The organism is Levilactobacillus tujiorum (assembly GCF_012641185.1).
Classification (GTDB): Bacteria; Bacillota; Bacilli; order Lactobacillales; family Lactobacillaceae; genus Levilactobacillus; species Levilactobacillus tujiorum.
Window position 1 is genome coordinate 54,061 of record NZ_JAAXLK010000011.1, and the last position, 17,270, is coordinate 71,330.

Here is a 17,270-nt window from a genome sequence, read left to right on the forward strand (position 1 = left end):
TTACCACAGCTCGTCACACATGAACCGTCACATCACTACGATGCGGCGGTTTTTTGTTGCACATTTTTTCGGTGGCTCATCCGATCTACGTAGCTGACAATTACTCCAAAGGCGCCGCCTACGATCAGTGGAATCAGCAGCGGCGCTACCGCAGTGACGACGGCAGCCACCCTCGTCAGTTGGGTTGGAAATACGACGGACAGGCCGACAATCCCCGGCAGTAACGGTACGAGGCTCAGGGGACACCACTGCGCCCAACGCGGATGACTTTCTCCCAAGCCCAATTGCACGAGCCCGATCGTTACCAGCCAGAAAATCAAGCCCCCGCCAGCGCCAAGAAAGTCGCCCGTTAATGACGCGTCTAAGTTCGTATAGACGGTCTTCGCGGTGGGCATGGGCAGTGGGGCAATTAACTTGAGTCCTTGCAGAATGACCATACTGTACAAAATATGCCAGCCACTAACCACCAATACATTTTGCCAAGCGCGCACCGCACCCGTACCCCGCGCGGCTAACGCTTTAATCAGGGGCCACAACACGACACCCGGCAGTAAAATTAACAGAACGCCGACCAGCGACAAGTTACTAAGCTGAAAATCACCTAACAGATACTGGTGGAAAGCCACCGCCTTCTTCAGTCCCTGCATCCGCAAGATGCCCAACCCAGTCATCGCGGCCAACAGCAAGCCGACCAACCAGCCGTACCGCCATTTCGATACCATCGTCTTCAAATCACTCAAAGTAGCGACTCCTCCCATGCTCCGTTTACTCATTTACTCGTCACTATACGCTGATCCGTCAAAGCTGCCAACCAAATGAAGCCCGTCAAATCAGCGTTTATAAGCATTTTAATAGTGACGCTGGCCCCGGCGAGCTTGAGGAAAACCGCTAAACCCAGTCGTCAATTTTGCGACCGAAAATTTATTTTATTATGTGGACAGCGTAACTAAGTATTTCCAGTAACCCTTTTTCCTACTCATGACCGATACTGAGGCCAACTTAATCGTGACTTACGGAGATGATCAGTTATGCCCACCACAACCCATGCCACCTGGGACCAAATCCAGCGCCAAACTGTCGTTAACTTACGGCGCGCGCACCACCATCTATGGGAAAATATTATCGTCTACCTGTCCCTCTTTATCGTCGAATTCATCTGTGCTCAACTCGGGCATTCTCAACTGCTGAGGGCGGATGCATTCAACAACTTCTCTGGGGTCTTTTCGACCGGCTTACTGATGACTGGTCTGTATATCGCCGCTAAGACTAAGGACGATGATCTCTGGGGTGCGCCCATTTCTGAGGAAGATCAGATCCATCTCGGACCACGGATACAGCAATCGCGGTTTCGCTTCGAGACCATCTACACGTTAATTGCAGGCTTGGTGATGGCCGTCATTGCGGCTGACATCATTTACAAGGCGATCCTGGTCTTGATCCAGCAGCCCACCTATCACCTTCAGCAAGGGGTTGCCACGCTGGGGGCATTGATTTCCAGCCTACTACTAACGTGGTTATGGCTCGCCAATCGTCACTGGGCAAAGGTCCTGGCGAATACGTCTTTAGCAGCGGCCGCCCGCGACTCCCTGACCGACGCCCTAACCAGTGCCGTCACCGTCCTGACTATTCTGAGCATTGCCTGGTGGCGGGCGACGTGGCTCGATGGCCTCGCCAGCTTGATTCTTGGGACCTACATTCTCTACACGGGGATAAAAATTTTCCGTACCAGCAGTCTCAACCTTGTCGACTACTTTGATCCCCGATTGGAGGACCAGTATCGCCAACAAGTCGCGGCTTTTCCCGGTATCCGCGCCGTCGTCTTTCTCAAAGCGTATTACGATGGCAATCTCATTATGGTGAGTGTCACCGTGGCCGTTGATCCGCAGATGACCGCCACGACGATCTACAATTTAACGCGCCGAATCGACATACTCATGAAACGGCGCTTTAACGTCACGGCCACAGCACTGATGGTGATTCCCAGCAATCAAATCCACCCCGACTAATCAGCCGCTACCGCCAGCCTGGTCACAACTCAGCACGACCACGGATTTTCGATTGTGAGCGGCAGATTTTTTTGCTATCCAGCAACCCCCTTAATTACGGCATTTTCACGGTCTTTCACCGCCAGATAGATAATTAAGTGCTTACACCGTCGCCAATAAATGATATAGTATAGGTAAAGTATCAACATGTCTCGTGAAGGGGTGGCATTCTATATGTTACAACAATACAAGAACATTCTGGTTCCCGTTGACGGTTCCAAGGCAACCCAACCAGTTTTAGAAAAAGCAATTGAAGTCGCTAAACGTAACCAAACACATCTTGATATCTTAAACGTCCTCGAAGTCAACCAATTCAGCGATACTTACGGTGGCGCTGTGAGTGGCGATGTCATCTACAAGCTCTCCCAAGATGTTCAAGATCGGTTGGAAAGCTTGAAGCAACAAGCAATCAACGCTGGTGTTCCCGATGTCAGCATTCACGTGCGTTTCGGGAATCCTAAGCCAGTTATCGCTCGCGAATTTCCAGCGGATCACGGTTCTGAATTGATCGTGATTGGATCAACTGGATTGACCGCCGTTGAACGGTTGATGGTTGGCTCCGTAACCAATTATGTTAGTCGTTCTGCAATCTGCGACGTGTTGATCGTTAAGCCAGAACTTACAAAATAAGCAAATTTTGAAATGACCTGCCGCATTTGCGGTGGGTCATTTTGTCTGATTAATCACCCCAACGCAGTGACTAAGGAGGTTGCCGTATGCATTGGACCTACACCATCACCATTCCCAGTGGGCAACCCGCCCAGCCTTTACGCCAACTTTTAACGGCCTGGCTAATCCCGAAACATCTCATTCACGATCTGCGCATCAGCCAGCGCGTCACCGTCAATGGTCAGTACCGCTCGATGAACCAACCGGTCAGCGGGGGCGAAACGGTTCAGCTGACCTTCCTGCCGCAAGACTTTGCGGAACCCTTTCCCAACGTCGCGCCAGACAGCGCCGCAACCGTAGCGGTCCTCTATGAAACGGCCGACCTATTGATCATTAACAAGACCCGCGGGAGTAAAACCCACCCCAATCAACCCGGCGAACGGGGAACCACGCTCAATCACGTGGCGGCCTACCTCGGCGAGAAACAGCCTGGACCGTACATCCTGAGCCGCCTAGATCAGGAGACGACGGGCGCCCTGATGATGACCAAGACCCCTGCCGTCGTGCCTATTATGGTGCGTAACATCGCGGACAAACGCGTTCGCCGCACCTATCTAGCTTGGGTTCACGGGCACCTATCTGGCCGTGGCACCTTCACCGATCCCATTGGTCGTGACCCGGATGATCGCCGAAAACGACGGGTCAACGGTGAACACGCCCAAGCTGCCATCACGCACTACGCCGTCATGGATCACCAAGCCGAGGCTACACTCGTCAAGCTGTGGCTAGATACCGGTCGCACCCATCAATTGCGCGTTCACCTTGCCGCGGCGGGACATCCATTAATCGGCGATCCTCTGTATGGACCCCCTACTCATAACCGTCTTCGGCTCCACTGTTGGCGTTTAGCCTTCTCACAGCCATTTACCCTCGATCAATCGCTCACGACCGTGACAGCGCCTGTACCGGCTGATTTCGACCACTTTACTCAAAAGTAGCTCTTACACAACCTTTAAACGCGTAATCGTCACTTTTCGTACGATGAAGACGATTGTGGTTGTTAATCATCAAATCCGGTTATACTGTGTTTAGTTGATGTGACTAGGGGGGATTTGATGCGCTGGCAACAAAAATTAGCCCTAATCATTCTCATAGGACTGTTGGCCATCTTATTGGTTTGGGGAGTACTCAACTTAAATTAGTTTGATAAAGTGAAACCATCGTGTAGTCTCGGATGCGGCTGAGCTACACGATGGTTTTTCTTGTAATAAAATATAATAAATTCAAACCAGTCGCCTGCGGCTGTCAGGGATTCCGCCTGCTGTGGGGACGCTTCAGACTGGAAGAGCACCAGTCTTCTCGTTCACAGCTGGCTCCATCCCTGACCTCCTCTGGCTTTGATTGTGTTCTACCACAACACTGGTTTGGAGGCGTGGCTATTCAGCGCTTCGGAGTCAATTGATGACAATCTTATCTGTCATTGCCTCAGTCATCTAAGAATACTGTGTCTGTTGACCGGTAAAGACGAAAGACTTGCCGATACCCATGTAGCCGTGAGTGAGTCAAATTTGAGCTCAGCCGTGGGATTTTCCGAGTGGTTCTCTTGGAAAATGGCGTCTTTGAGACGCGATTTTTCGGCTCAAAGCGAGGTTCGAGACCGCTCCATGGCTCGAACCGTCCTCCCCACAGCGCTCCAGCTCAAATTTGGCGAACGGTAAGGCGGCCTGCATACAAAAAACCGGAGCAACCAACTCCGGTCCACTAGCATCATTGAGCGACAACATCCTCAAGTTTGTAGTCAGGAAAACGCTGTTTACTCAGCTTAGCCATAATCTCAATATGTAGTATTGAGTCTCTCCACCGAACGAACCTCAACGGCTAATCCGGCCTTATAAAGGTAACTCTAATATTTACTATAAGAGCAACTTTCACAAAGTTAAGAACTCGTCAAACTGCCGAATTATTCGAGTTCCTGCAAGAGATTGATTGGTATTACAAGTCCCAGTATACCAGATGGCTGTAGAAATGCAAGCGTTTTCAGAGCTACGCTTATCCACTAGATTATTTTTCAGTTAATTGTCTCAGCAAACCAACTTTGTGAAATTTCCAATGGTTGAACTATCCCTTCGGTAAGGCAACGACCAATTGGCCCCAGTGAAATTTAACCGTCAACTTGCTGGTGGCCGCCTGCGGCAAGGAACGCTGTAATTTAGAAAAATCCAGCATCCCCTGCTTAGCCACGACGCGGTGCTTGCCATCCACCTGCGCATCCGCAGGCACCGGAAATGTTAGCGACAAACGCAACATTTGCGGGGTCTCGGTCAGCTCCAGCGTAATGATGGCTGGCTGCACGCGACTGATCTCCGGCAAGATTGGAACTAGCGTCTTATCCACGAGTTTAACCATTTCCTTCAGCGTTGCCACCGTTGCCGTTAGGGGTTCCGGCACCTTCACGAAGAGCTGAACCCCCTGTTCGCGCGCCAATAAATAATTATGGTATAACCCGTAACGCAAGCCGGCGTTGGGAATATTCGTCAAATCATCAACGGTCAGCTCAGCAGCGTTGCTGGTCTGCCAGCCCGACCGAATATCAATATATAATTGGCGAAATCCCTCGTAATCTTCATCTTCCAAATAGCCGCCTAAACCCAACAACATATTCTGATAATCATGACTGAACTTACGCACGGCCCCCAACTGGCGGTTGAGCTCCGTCGTGTATTGCTCACGAAATGCCTGCTGCTGGGTCTGTAATTGCGTGTGCTCTTCTTGCAAATGCGTCTGCATGAGCATATACGTACTCAGCGTCAGGCCAATCACCAAGGTGCCCGATATCCCGGCTAAGAAGATCAGGTATTGGTCGGAGTCGGCCAAACTTTGCAGTGAATACTCAAATAGAATGTAGACGAGCCCGATCACCGTCATGAAGATCAAGAATAAATATTCCGATGATCGGCCTAACATTGCGTGAATCAAATTTTCCATCGGTGCCCGGGTCAACAGGATACCCATGGCAATCATGGTAAAGATGACCGTATCAATCGTCAGCTCCGTGAGGGTCCCCCAGACGCTGGCCGCAAATCGGACACTCGTCAACCGAATCGTCCCCGCAATCACCGACATATCCACGAATTCCGTCAAGAGATACGCCAGAATTGAAACATCGATAAATGCCGGCAATAACTGCCAGTTGTTCTGGGCCGCGAGCATCCCCACTTCAATAACGAGCAGGACAATAATCGGCAACATGCCCAGCAGCGAACTGGACGCCGTGAACGGGTTCAGCAAGTCAACGACCATAAACCCCAACCCCATCAGCGCGCAAAACAGCAAGAAATTCTTCTTCACGCGCAGGCGTGGAAACCAATAATACTGAAAGTAGACGAACCAAAAAACCAGCGAGAAGTCCGCGAGTCCAAAGCTCACCACATCAACCGTAATCATCTGCTCACCTCCCTGGCTTCGTTAGAATCACCGTGAAATACAACCGCCCCCGTTTAATCGCGATCTGCAAGGCCGCGTTATCCGTGTGGTCAATAATATCGTGCACCGTGCTCAAGCCCAGGCCATGATCCTTGCCCTTGGTTGAATAGCCCGCCTGCATAAATTGATTGATTTTCGGCGGATTATCGGGGGAGACGGGATTAGCTACCGCCAGTTCCACCGAGGTTGGATAATCCAAAATGGCGCAGTAGATCGTGGTATTTTCACCGACTGCCGGCGCCTCAATCGCATTGTCCAGGAGGATCCCCATCACCCGCAACAACTGCATACTATCCATGGGAATCGTCTTGACCGGATCGGGAATCTCTAGCCGAATCTCCCGCCCTTGGTTCTGGGCCGCCAACAATTTCTGAAATAGCAAACTTTTCAACGGCGGATCAGTCAATTGACTGAGGCCATCCGCTTCAATTCCCACCAGATGATGCGTCGTTGACCAGCGCGAGTTGAGCGTTTGAAAGTACGCGGCTAAGCCATCATAGTCCTCAGCATCGAGGTAATCTCCCAACCGTAGCATCTGTTGCTGGTAGTTATGCGTAAACTGCCGAATCGCCTGTAGCTGATCCGACATCCGCTGATCGTACCGGTGTTTCAGACGACTTTCCTGGGCATTCGCACGCACGCGCTGCCGGTGAAAAAAGCTTTGTAGAAACGCAAACAGACTGACCGTAATCAGCAGAATCATCACCAGTTCAATGCTCAGTGCGAACGTCAGCATGGCATGCGTAATTTTCAATTGGTGAATAATCAGCGAGGACATCTCCGCCAATAACGCTAGACTCCCCAGTAAAGCGACGACGGTCCATTGCTCCTTGCGGCTGAACTCCAACGCATCCAGATTCCCCGGCTGTAATCGCATCCCGGACACACCTACCGAGAATAATATGTAGATGAAAAATTGAAAAATCAAGCGAGCAGCTAGTCCCGACACACTATTGGTAAACGCGACGCCCCACAATTCGATGAAGACTTGACGACAGACATCATTCACCAGCACCACGACCAAATAGGTGACAATCGTGGCATTAACGAAGATCAGCGTTGATTTACGCCGGTGATGAATCAAGTAGGTCAAGGCACTAATCGGGGGAATCAGCAGACTCCAAGAGTGCCCGATAAAGGCGGGAATGAGACCCCAGCCGATCCACTTTAAGGGTAATTTCCAGTTTTGGGGCCGAATTACCCCCACCCATAAGGTAATGAACCACTGCATCGTGACCGCCAGCACCAAGTTCACCCAGAACTGTCGACCGAAGATTTGAAACCAGTCCACCATGTTTGCACCCTCTTAGGACTTCAAATGTTTTTGTACCAACGTCTTCACCTCATGAAACCGCCGCGTTGCCACGTCAGTCTGATCCCCATTAGGAAAAATCAAGCGGCGGGTATCCTGGTCAATCCCGCTCACGTTATCCAAATTAACCAGGAAGCTCTTATCCGTCCGATAAAGTTCAGGATACTGATCCGCAATATCCTTAAGAAAACCGGGAAACTCCACCAGCTGATTAGCGGCGTGCACCGTGACCTTATGGGGCGTTGGCGCCGTCGCCACGAAGTAGACATCCCCCATCGGCAGGCTAAACGTTCGGCCGCCGATGTTATAGCTAAAGAGATTTTCCGTGTTGCCCAAATAGTTGGTGTAGCGTTGATAACCGTAATCCACATTTTCACGTAACTTTTGATCAATCTGTGCCCGACCTAAATCCTTCACCACAAAGTCCATCGGCTCCACCTTACGTTCGAAGGTCAGTAAGGCCATTTCCGAATGTGTCGTCACGAACACAATCTCAGCGAAGCCCAGCAATTTACGAATGGCAATCGCCGTTTCCAGTCCCGTCGTGTCTTCCGCAGGAAATTCAATATCCAAAAAGAACAACGCGTACTCGGGGGGATTGTCCGCCAGCTCCTTCAACAGGGCCTGGGGACTAGGCGTGGCCAACCGCACTTGCATATCATAATCATTGATCATCACGTATCGCTTGACGACATCCGTATAATGCGCTAATTGTTCTTGATTATCTTCACAAAGATAAACGGCTAACATTAGATCATACCCTTTCAACCGCTCATGTTTGAGTTACTTTTGGTCACTAAATTAACCAATACCACAACTCAATTACACCGTAACCCTATCACCCCTAAATGTACCTTGATTTCTGACAAGTTGCAATCGTTTCTCCCAACAAAAAAGGAATCATCCCCTCAGATGATCCTCTTTCAAACTGGATTATTTAATTACCGGCGTCGGCCCAATTAGCACTCCCCCAAGTTCTAACAAAGTCATGAAAGCCTTAGATATTGAGAATAACCCGATTTAGTCGCTCACTCTTCAGTCCATTGCTGAAATTTATACTACCTGCTACCTAAAGTCCCAGACCAATCTTCTACTCTGCCAGACACCTTCTAGATTAGATAATCTCAGGGTGCGAATCTAGTTGCGGTCTCCCCCAAATAGTTACCTCAACCACGCACACTCTAACTAGTTGATTCGCAACATCAGTCCTGTGAAAACTGACCCCTTCCAACTGTCACTACTCTATCATGTTTTTTACTTATCGAGCGTTAAATCGCAAAAACGTCAATATTTGCACGTTAAAGCAGAACAAATCAGTGCAATTTAATTGTGTCGTAGCGAATAAGTGACGAAGCCACCTAAGATTAGCGGGCCGACAAACGCTAACACCAGGTCGATCAAAACCCGCCAGTACCACTTCAATGGCGTCTTGGGCGCTGCCTCCAACCGGGGTTCCCGCGCTGGGCGGGCCATCTTCTCATAGACCGAAGCTGTCTGGTCAGCCGCCCGCGACTTCTTACGACGACGGATGGTTGGCGCTTTGACCTCCCGCCGATCTTCCAACACCACCCATTTGGCGAACGGAAAACACAGCCAACATATCAGGAAATACCAGTCAGCACCGGTTATCCCTGGCATCAGCCGCCACTGGGTGTAATTTAAATGACCTAAGGTGGCCACGATTAAAATAACGATCAGACCAATTCCAGCCTGTCGTAACCAATATGTACCGGATAATTTCATCAGGAGAACTCCTTTTCTTTTTGACAGAAATTGGTAAAATTGAGGTAAATTCTAGGGAATGAGGTGCATGACATGGCCAGAGATTTCAATCCCATCACCGCGGCGGGCTACCGGGACCTCCAAGCTAAGATTGCGGCGCTTGAGGCCGATCGCCCAGAAAAGATCGCCATTCTGGCGGAGGCCCGAGCCCACGGCGATCTCTCGGAAAATGCCGAATATTCTGCTGCTAAACGCGACTTACGCCATCTGGAAAGCCAACTGCGTTTCTACAACAAGCAATTACAATACGCGCAAGTCGTGGCCCCCAGCCAAGACGATACCGTCGAGCTGGGTAAATGGGTCACCCTTAAATTTATGGACGACGACGACCAAGTCAGCTACCAAATCGTGGGGACCCAAGAGGCTGACCTCGAAGCCGGCAAAATCACCCGCGTTTCGCCACTAGGCCGCGCCCTGTTAGGCCATCATCCCGGTGAAACGGTGACGATTAAAGCGCCTAATTCCAGTTATCAAGTCACGCTGATCGCGGTGACGCTTCACCAGCCAGCGTAAGGACTAAAGCCATTACCAACGCTGAAGTGACAAGAATTCTAGTCTGAAAATAGCCTAAACCCGTCCCCTGCAGCAGGCAGAGATTCCGCCTGCTGTGGGGATCGCCTGCGGCCTGAGAAGCGGTCCAGCTCAAATTTGGCGAACGGCAAGGCGGTAGAAATTATCTGTTTGTCTATTTCTCAATCATTCAAGCGTAAGATTAAAAATAGTATACCACGTTGAAATCCCCCTTTAGGATCGTTATCTTTGATGCTGAAGGGGGATCTTTCATGAGGTCACTGCCAACTTGTCAGCGATTCACTCACTTAGGCGCCCGTGCAGTCGCACCGAAAACGGGCAATAGAATCTCATCGACCATCTCGTACCGGGCAGCCAGCGATAATTCTTGGCGGGTAATCACCTCATTGATCAATAAGATTCCCGGCAGATTAACCAGTCGATCCGGCCAGTCAGCGTGCGCAATTTCACCACGAGCCGCAGCGTGATCCAGCATTGGCTGCACGATCGCTTGAATCCCGTTGCCTGAGCTCGCGCGCGTGAGTAGATTCTCCAAGTCCAAATGTTGTAGTCGATCGGCCAGTAATCCTCGAAACGTTTCTTCTGCTAGTTTGTCCAAGAAAGCCGCTACCTGCGCCATTAGAGCAAGAAAGTCCGTACGCAACTTCCCCGTATCCGGCACGACATAGCCATCAAAGCCGCCAAACCTGCCAAAAGCTGCGATGACGAGATGCGCCTTATCCGGCCAACGCCGATAAATGACGGTCTTGGTGGTCGCAGCCGCCGCGGCCACGCCCTCCATCGTTAACCGCTGATAACCTTTAGTTTGTAACTCATCCCACGTAACTCGGAGAATCGCTTCCTTTAGCGCTTCTCCCCGTCGACGGGTCTTTTTTTCTGCCATCTTGATCGATTCTCCCTTGTTTTTAGCTCGTGATACGAGTAGGATGTCTGAATATAAGATACGGCCGTATCTAAAACAAAAATCAGGTGATTCTATGTCTACTCAAAAATCCGCACAACAAGTGACGCAACTGGCCCTATTTCTCGTTATCGGTGCCATTGCGCCCCTACTCGACACGACTATGACTAACGTTGCTCTTGCCACTATTATGAAGTCGTTAAACGTCTCCGTCAACGCCGTTCAATGGATTACCACCAGTTACGTGTTAGCTCTCGGCATTACCGTGCCCATCACCGGCTGGGCGGCCAACTGGTTCGATGGTAAACGACTTTATCTAGGCGCCCTCGTCGTCTTCTTAATGGGGTTGCTGCTCTCTAGCTGGGCGACCACCCTACCAATTCTGATTGCTGGCCGGATTATCCAGGGGATCGCTGCGGGCGCCATTGTGCCCCTCATCACGACTCTTATCGTCCAAGTTGCAGGTGGTCAAGCGCTGGGCAAACTCATGGCCGTCGTGGGTATGCCCGCCGTGCTCATCCCTATTTTAGGACCGACGATCGGTGGCTACCTGATTCAAGCCCTGAACTGGCACTGGATCTTCATCATCAATATTCCACTGGTACTCACGGCCTTGATCCTGCTGGTCTGGAAGTTACCGTCATTTCCGGCTCCTCATCAAGGAAAACATTTTGACCTCCCCAGTCTGGCACTCCTGGCAAGTCTATTTACCTTTGCGATCATTGGCATTACGCGCTTTAGCACGGGCGACCGGCTACAGTCGGCACACGTGCTGACACCACTACTCATCGCGGTCATCAGCCTCCTGGCCTACGTGATTTACGGGGCTTGCCGGCCACAACATGCCTTAGTGAGCCTGCAGCTTTTCAAGTCGCCGACCTTTGATGCCGCTGCCGTCATCCTGATGCTCTCGGGAATCGCCGTCAACGGGGCCATGTTCCTACTGCCGTTGTACCTGCAAAATACCCGCGGCCTCAGCGTCGTCTGGTCCGGTACCGTCTTGATTGCTCAGGGGGTGGGGTTACTCATCTCGCGTAGTCAGATTGGCAAATTAACCGACAGCATTGGGGCGCGCTGGGTCGTCCTAGTTGCCGTAGTCATCGCGATCGCCGGGACACTCCCCTTCGTTTACTTTACGGCGCACACCTCAATCTGGTGGGTCCTACTCGCCCTGTTTATCCGGGGAATTGGCCAAGGCGGGCTCACCATCCCCGTCATGGCCGATAGCTACGTGGGCTTACCGCAAAATTTAATCGCTGAAGCCACCACGGCCACCCGGATGCTGCAAAACATTGGCGGTGCTATGGGGACGGCCGTTCTGGCAACCATTATTCAACATGAGATCTCTCGTGGCAGTTTGAATGCCGCTTACCAGTCCGCTTTTCTGTGGTCCGTCGGCTTTATCCTGATCACCGCCATCCCGGCATGGTTCCTGAGCCATCACAGCCAGCGAGCTCACGCATAAGGTTGCCTATTTCAGGTGCTTCACTGCTGACTGAATAATCTTCACAGGCCATAAAAAGAGCACCCACTCAACTCTTGCAAGCTGAGGGGGTGCTCTTCATTTAGTTATGCTTTAAAAAGTAAGTGAGCTTACTTCAATGGCTTCCATTGCCAAGCGTTAACTTCTGGCAAGTCAGTCCCGACTTCACGGATGTAAGCATTGTGCTTAGCAACCATGTCGTCCATCCGTTGCGCGAAGTAGGCGCCCTTAACGGCGTAGGCATCGATATCATCAACGGCTTCCTTAGCCAAGTGGTAACGGTCCAAGTGGTTCAAGACACGCATGTCAAATGGCGTGGTAATATCACCATTTTCACGGTAACCATGAACGTGAACGTTGTGGTTGTGACGGTCGAAGAAGAGATCCTTGATCAAGCCTTCGAAGCCGTGGAAGGCAAAGATAACTGGCTTATCGGTCGTGAACAGACGATCGAATTCTTCGTCAGAGATTGCCCGTGGGTCCAACTTAGGTGAACGTAACTTCAGCAAGTCAACCACGTTAATGAACCGAATCTTCATTTCTGGGAATTCATCATGTAACAGTGAAATAGCTGCTAATGATTCCCAAGTTGGTTCAGTCCCTGCGGCAGCAAAGACAACGTCAGGTTCTTGACCTTGGTCCGTAGAAGCCCAGTCAACGTAGCCCAACCCATTGTGAACCAGGTTAGTGGCTTCATCAATGGAGAACCATTGTGGACGTGGGTGCTTGGAGGTCACGATGATGTTAATCTTTTCGCGACTCCGGAAGGCTACATCACCAACGGCTAACAAGGTGTTGGCATCGGCTGGCAAGTATTCGCGAACGAATGCTGGCTTCTTTTCAGCCATATGCGTCAACATACCTGGGTCTTGGTGAGTGTAACCGTTGTGGTCTTGCTGGAAGACAGTTGACGTATCAACGAAGTTCAAGGATGGGTAATCATGACGCCATTCTTGTTCAGCGGCCTTACGTAACCACTTGAAGTGTTGCGTCAACATAGAATCGACAACGCGACCAAATGATTCGTAGGTAGCGAAGAACCCATGACGACCAGTCAGAACGTAACCTTCCAACCAACCTTCAGCTTGGTGTTCGGATAATTGTGAATCAATAACCCGACCTTCGTGAGCCATGTTTTCATCGTTAGGTTCCTTGATGTTTTCCATCCATTGACGCTTCCCGTAATCCAACATAGCGTAAAGCCGGTTAGACTTGGATTCGTCAGGACCAAAGGCACGGAAGGAATCTGGGTTCAACTTCATGACATCAGCCAAGTACTTGGACCAAACTAACATGTCTTGAGCAATCGTCTTGCCATGTTCAGTGGTGTCCACAGCGTACTTCTTGTAGTCAGGCAACTTCAATGGTTGTGGCTTGATCCCACCATTAGTGATTGGGTTCATGGCCATCCGTTGATCACCCTTAGGGGCCATATCACGGACTTCTTGCTTAACAGAACCGTCTTCATTGAAGAGTTCTTCTGGCTTGTAAGACTTCAACCAGTTGACCAACATATCAGCGTGTTCCATATCACCAGCAGCAACAGGAATTGGAACTTGGTGAGCACGGAAGGAGCCTTCGATTGGGTTACCATCCAAGTCAGCCTTAGGACCAGTCCAGCCCTTAGGTGAACGGAAGATAATCATTGGCCAGTTTGGCAATGAATCGTCGTTATTTTCACGAGCATGCTTTTGAATAGCCTTGATCTTAGAAATAACGTCGTCCATCGTCTTAGCCATGTCTTCGTGAACCCGCATGAAGTCAGTGTCGCCGGCTTCGATTTCAACGAAGTGTGGATCCCAGCCCATTCCTTCGAAGTACTTCGTTAAGTCTTCGTCGGACATCCGTGACAGGATGGTTGGGTTAGAAATCTTGAACCCGTTCATATTGATGATTGGCAATACCGCACCATCTTTGATTGGGTTGATAAATTTGTCAGAGAACCATGAAGCGGCCAAAGGACCAGTTTCAGATTCCCCGTCACCAATTTCAACAGCCGCGATGACATCTGGGTTATCTAAGATAGCACCAGTACCATGGGAAAGGCTGTAACCAAGTTCCCCACCTTCGTGGATAGAACCTGGCGTTTCAGGTGCGGCATGGGAAGCAACCCCACCTGGGAAGGAGAATTGCTTGAATAAACGCTTCAAGCCTTCTTCGTCTTGAGAAATATTTGGATAAATTTCACTGTAGCTACCATCAAGATATGAGTTAGAAACCATAACTTGGCCACCGTGACCTGAACCTTCAATGTAGAACATGTTCAAGTTGTACTTTAAGATTGCCCGGTTTAAGTGAGCATAGATAAAGTTTTGAGAAACGATTGTTCCCCAGTGCCCAATAGGTTTGATCTTCACGTCATCAGAGGTTAAGTCACGCTTCAATAATGGGTTGTCACGCAAGAATAACTGTCCGACTGACAGGTAGTTTGCTGCACGCCAATACTTGTCAACGCCTTCCAAGTAAGACTTGGAATCGAAGTCTGCATTTGCCATGTAATTAACACTCCTTCTTTGAAATTATAACTGCACGATCTAGTTGATAGAACTTAACGTAAAATTTATCTCGTAGTGACTACCGGGATGCTTTTTACAAGTCTTATAATAACGCTTTTTTAATAAAAGTCAACCTTTTATATAATTGGATCGTATCAATTTTATAAAAGAACGAACCACGACTAAAAAGCTGATGTTTAGCGACTTAGGCCCCATTTGCACCGCTACTTTGGGTCGATTATCATCGTAATTGGTTATACCAATATAAGTAATTCTTGTAGCATTGTTCGTATTTTCCGTTAAATTTAGCCAATAAAAAAATGACCCCCTCTTCAGGCGTCATTCGCTGTCACTTATTCTTCATCTAACGAGACAAAGGTGTTATAGTTCAAATATTGATAGTGTAACCGCATATTCGACACTTCGAACGGGGTCCCGTCATCTAAGAAGAAAACCCCTTCCATGATACCTACGGGTTCAACCGGCTTTAGGTTCAGCAACTTCTGATCATCCGCCGTCGAAGGCAAGGTGCGAATCGACATGAAGGACTTGGTCACGACCTTACCCTGCGATTCCAGATAATTAAAGATAGATTCCGACACCGTCTTCTGTGATAAATTCGGGGCAATCTTGATGGGAATATAGCCCGTCTCGATCATGAACGGCTTGTCTTCAAATAACCGCAAGCGTTTGATCTCGTACACGAAATCGCCTTCAGCCAGAAACAGATCCTGTTGAATTTCTTTACTAGCTGGAATAACATCAAATTTAAGCAGACGAATGCCCGGCGTCGTACCCGCGGACTTCATACTATCGGTAATTCCTAAATTTGACCCCTCATATTGAAAAATCGATTGGTTTTTCATATATAATGGGTTAATAAAGGTCCCGGACCCTCGTTTTTTAAAAATAATTCCTTGATTAGCAAGCACACTGAGCGCGCGCTTGACTGAGCTGCGACTAACCCCGTACGCTTCGCTCAGGCTTCGTTCATCTGGCAGCCGCTTATTGGGAAACTCATTTTGATGGATGCGTTGCTTTAAGTCCCGCATCACCTGTCGATAGACTAAATCTGCCATGATATCTCCTCATAACTCTTCAACTAGACTTCTACTGTGATAGAGTATAACAGGTTTTGGCGGCGGTGTCTGCTTTTATCAGGAAACAACCGTTCCATTTATTTTTAAAGTGCGGTCCAATTTATTATTTTATGTACTGAAAGGTGAGTTAAATGGCTAAGAAAAAGAAAGGCAAGCGGCTGCACAAAACGCTTGTTGAACAAATTCTCGATAAAAATAAAGTGGCTTACAAGCAGTATGAGTTTGCCACCCATCTCCAGGGGGACGTGGCTCAAATGGATGTCGACCACGCCGACGTTGATGAGCACCACATCTATAAGACGCTCGTACTCAGCGGTCCCACTACCGGTCCCGTGGTGGGCGTGCTCCCCATTGATGAACATCTTAATGAAAAAAAGCTGGCGAAAGTGTCGGGCAACAAAAAAGTTGATATGGTGCCGCTGAAGGATCTCGTCAAAACGACCGGCTATGAACACGGGGCCAATACACCAGTGGGAATCTGGGAAAAGAACCACTTCCCGATCTATTTGGATAACACGGCGAAGGAACAGGGCACCATTTTGGTCTCGTCTGGCCAAATTGGCCGTTCCGTTGAATTGGATGCCACTGATCTCGCCAACTTGGTGAACGGAACGTTTGCCGACCTGCTGGAATAACGGATGAACATTAATTTCAGCCCGATTCTTAAGAATTTAGGCATCGTTGGCCTAGACTTATTAGTCATTCCATTGATCTTCGTGGCACTGCTGACCTACCTCAACCGAGACACGAAGAAATTTCTGGCAAATGGTCTAGGGGTCAACAGCGAGTTGTATCTGGGGTTCATTGGGATCTTTCTTCATGAACTCAGCCACCTACTAATGGCCGTAATCTTCGGCCATCGTATTGATCAAGTTCGGCTCCTAAAGCGGCCGCATCCCAATCAATTGGGAGCTGATGGCCAGCCAGACTTAGCGCTCGGCTACGTCAATCACACCTGGAATCAGCGCAATTGGTACCAAACGACGGGAAACCTATTCATTGGCATCGCCCCCATCTTTGGCTGTGCGCTGGTGCTTCTCGGCCTCACTGCGTTGCTCATTCCCAGCTTGTTCCACGGGATGCTCGCATTGGTCGCCGATCCATTTAACTTAGACTGGGACGGCTTTGTGGGTGCCCTGGGCGGCGATTCTCACCCGCTGATTCGCTGGATTGTGATGATCTTACTGTCCTTGAATATCAGCATTGGTGGCTTCGACCTGAGCGCCGCAGACTTCGCCAATTCTAGAATCGGGCTCATCGGCTTCATCAGCATCATCGCCGCCATCACGATCTTACTCACGTTGGGCAATATCGCGGCGACGTATCTACGCGTGATGACGGCCGCCATCATCCTGTTGGCCTTAATTCTCGGCTACGCCTTACTCGTCTCACTCTTAACTAACTTAGTGGTTCGACTGGCATTTCATATCAAAGAACATTAGTCATCAGAATTGAAGATAGCGTTTAACGACTAAAGCCGGGCTGGAGATTTTTTCCAGCCCGGCTTTATTGGTGACACATCTACTGCT

At 49.6% G+C, this 17,270-nt stretch carries 15 protein-coding genes; 7 read left to right on the forward strand and 8 right to left on the reverse strand.

The features are described from left to right. Positions 1–35: 35 nt before the first annotated feature. Positions 36–740 (reverse strand): hypothetical protein, encoded by a 705-nt coding sequence (locus tag HF569_RS06835; protein ID WP_168901838.1) that lies wholly within the window; start codon positions 738–740, stop codon positions 36–38. Between the two features lie 288 nt (positions 741–1,028). Here HF569_RS06835 and HF569_RS06840 point away from each other — a divergent pair, with 288 nt between their 5' ends. The 3 genes from HF569_RS06840 (at position 1,029) to HF569_RS06850 (ending at position 3,652) form a co-directional block, all read left to right on the forward strand. Then, entirely contained in the window at positions 1,029–2,006 is a 978-nt protein-coding gene (locus tag HF569_RS06840; RefSeq protein ID WP_168901839.1) for a cation diffusion facilitator family transporter, read from the forward strand. Between the two features lie 213 nt (positions 2,007–2,219). Beyond that, the gene (locus HF569_RS06845) at positions 2,220–2,675 is read left to right on the forward strand and encodes a universal stress protein (RefSeq protein ID WP_020089089.1); all 456 of its coding nucleotides are present in this window, start codon (positions 2,220–2,222) and stop codon (positions 2,673–2,675) included. Positions 2,676–2,761: 86 nt separating this feature from the next. Next, on the forward strand, positions 2,762–3,652 hold the full coding sequence (locus HF569_RS06850) for an RluA family pseudouridine synthase (protein WP_168901840.1): 891 nt from the start codon (positions 2,762–2,764) through the stop codon (positions 3,650–3,652). Positions 3,653–4,772: 1,120 nt separating this feature from the next. On the opposite strand, the gene HF569_RS06855 is transcribed toward HF569_RS06850, so the two are convergent. The 4 genes from HF569_RS06855 to HF569_RS06870 all read right to left on the reverse strand — a co-directional run bounded on the left by HF569_RS06855 (position 4,773) and on the right by HF569_RS06870 (position 9,192). Further along, positions 4,773–6,098 carry a signal transduction protein gene (locus tag HF569_RS06855; protein ID WP_168901841.1) on the reverse strand — a complete coding sequence of 442 codons (1,326 nt, stop codon included), beginning with the start codon at positions 6,096–6,098 and terminating at the stop codon, positions 4,773–4,775. A 4-nt stretch (positions 6,099–6,102) separates the two neighbouring features. Continuing rightward, complete coding sequence (locus HF569_RS06860; protein WP_168901842.1) at positions 6,103–7,431, reverse strand: sensor histidine kinase; 1,329 nt, start codon at positions 7,429–7,431, stop codon at positions 6,103–6,105. A gap of 12 nt (positions 7,432–7,443) precedes the next feature. Continuing rightward, on the reverse strand, positions 7,444–8,199 hold the full coding sequence (locus HF569_RS06865; protein WP_168848865.1) for a response regulator transcription factor: 756 nt from the start codon (positions 8,197–8,199) through the stop codon (positions 7,444–7,446). A gap of 573 nt (positions 8,200–8,772) precedes the next feature. After that, positions 8,773–9,192, reverse strand: coding sequence for a hypothetical protein (locus HF569_RS06870; protein WP_168901843.1), 420 nt, complete (start codon positions 9,190–9,192; stop codon positions 8,773–8,775). A gap of 72 nt (positions 9,193–9,264) precedes the next feature. Here HF569_RS06870 and greA point away from each other — a divergent pair, with 72 nt between their 5' ends. Next, complete coding sequence (gene greA / locus HF569_RS06875) at positions 9,265–9,744, forward strand: transcription elongation factor GreA (protein ID WP_168901844.1); 480 nt, start codon at positions 9,265–9,267, stop codon at positions 9,742–9,744. Positions 9,745–10,045: 301 nt separating this feature from the next. Here greA and HF569_RS06880 read toward each other — a convergent pair whose 3' ends face one another. Further along, positions 10,046–10,645, reverse strand: a complete 600-nt coding sequence (locus HF569_RS06880) for a TetR/AcrR family transcriptional regulator (protein ID WP_168901845.1) — start codon at positions 10,643–10,645, stop codon at positions 10,046–10,048. A gap of 94 nt (positions 10,646–10,739) precedes the next feature. On the opposite strand from HF569_RS06880, the gene HF569_RS06885 reads away from it, so the two are divergent. Beyond that, positions 10,740–12,128, forward strand: a complete 1,389-nt coding sequence (locus tag HF569_RS06885; RefSeq protein ID WP_168901846.1) for an MDR family MFS transporter — start codon at positions 10,740–10,742, stop codon at positions 12,126–12,128. A gap of 128 nt (positions 12,129–12,256) precedes the next feature. On the opposite strand, the gene HF569_RS06890 is transcribed toward HF569_RS06885, so the two are convergent. Further along, on the reverse strand, positions 12,257–14,641 hold the full coding sequence (locus HF569_RS06890) for a phosphoketolase family protein (RefSeq protein WP_168901847.1): 2,385 nt from the start codon (positions 14,639–14,641) through the stop codon (positions 12,257–12,259). Positions 14,642–14,994: 353 nt separating this feature from the next. Further along, complete coding sequence (locus HF569_RS06895; RefSeq protein ID WP_168848859.1) at positions 14,995–15,720, reverse strand: GntR family transcriptional regulator; 726 nt, start codon at positions 15,718–15,720, stop codon at positions 14,995–14,997. A gap of 152 nt (positions 15,721–15,872) precedes the next feature. On the opposite strand from HF569_RS06895, the gene ybaK reads away from it, so the two are divergent. Both ybaK and HF569_RS06905 read left to right on the forward strand, forming a co-directional pair. Further along, the gene (gene ybaK / locus HF569_RS06900) at positions 15,873–16,376 is read left to right on the forward strand and encodes a Cys-tRNA(Pro) deacylase (protein WP_168901848.1); all 504 of its coding nucleotides are present in this window, start codon (positions 15,873–15,875) and stop codon (positions 16,374–16,376) included. A gap of 3 nt (positions 16,377–16,379) precedes the next feature. Continuing rightward, positions 16,380–17,183 (forward strand): hypothetical protein, encoded by an 804-nt coding sequence (locus HF569_RS06905; RefSeq protein WP_168901849.1) that lies wholly within the window; start codon positions 16,380–16,382, stop codon positions 17,181–17,183. Positions 17,184–17,270: the final 87 nt, after the last annotated feature.

Excerpts from the sequence above, each read along its gene's own strand:
- HF569_RS06840 (WP_168901839.1), top strand. The coding sequence starts at position 1,029 with ATGCCCACCACAACCCATGCCACCTGGGACCAAATCCAGCGCCAAACT.
- HF569_RS06845 (WP_020089089.1), top strand. The coding sequence starts at position 2,220 with ATGTTACAACAATACAAGAACATTCTGGTTCCCGTTGACGGTTCCAAG.
- HF569_RS06850 (WP_168901840.1), top strand. The coding sequence starts at position 2,762 with ATGCATTGGACCTACACCATCACCATTCCCAGTGGGCAACCCGCCCAG.
- HF569_RS06855 (WP_168901841.1), bottom strand. The coding sequence starts at position 6,098 with ATGATTACGGTTGATGTGGTGAGCTTTGGACTCGCGGACTTCTCGCTG.
- HF569_RS06860 (WP_168901842.1), bottom strand. The coding sequence starts at position 7,431 with ATGGTGGACTGGTTTCAAATCTTCGGTCGACAGTTCTGGGTGAACTTG.
- HF569_RS06865 (WP_168848865.1), bottom strand. The coding sequence starts at position 8,199 with ATGTTAGCCGTTTATCTTTGTGAAGATAATCAAGAACAATTAGCGCAT.
- HF569_RS06870 (WP_168901843.1), bottom strand. The coding sequence starts at position 9,192 with ATGAAATTATCCGGTACATATTGGTTACGACAGGCTGGAATTGGTCTG.
- greA (WP_168901844.1), top strand. The coding sequence starts at position 9,265 with ATGGCCAGAGATTTCAATCCCATCACCGCGGCGGGCTACCGGGACCTC.
- HF569_RS06880 (WP_168901845.1), bottom strand. The coding sequence starts at position 10,645 with ATGGCAGAAAAAAAGACCCGTCGACGGGGAGAAGCGCTAAAGGAAGCG.
- HF569_RS06885 (WP_168901846.1), top strand. The coding sequence starts at position 10,740 with ATGTCTACTCAAAAATCCGCACAACAAGTGACGCAACTGGCCCTATTT.
- HF569_RS06890 (WP_168901847.1), bottom strand. The coding sequence starts at position 14,641 with ATGGCAAATGCAGACTTCGATTCCAAGTCTTACTTGGAAGGCGTTGAC.
- HF569_RS06895 (WP_168848859.1), bottom strand. The coding sequence starts at position 15,720 with ATGGCAGATTTAGTCTATCGACAGGTGATGCGGGACTTAAAGCAACGC.
- ybaK (WP_168901848.1), top strand. The coding sequence starts at position 15,873 with ATGGCTAAGAAAAAGAAAGGCAAGCGGCTGCACAAAACGCTTGTTGAA.
- HF569_RS06905 (WP_168901849.1), top strand. The coding sequence starts at position 16,380 with ATGAACATTAATTTCAGCCCGATTCTTAAGAATTTAGGCATCGTTGGC.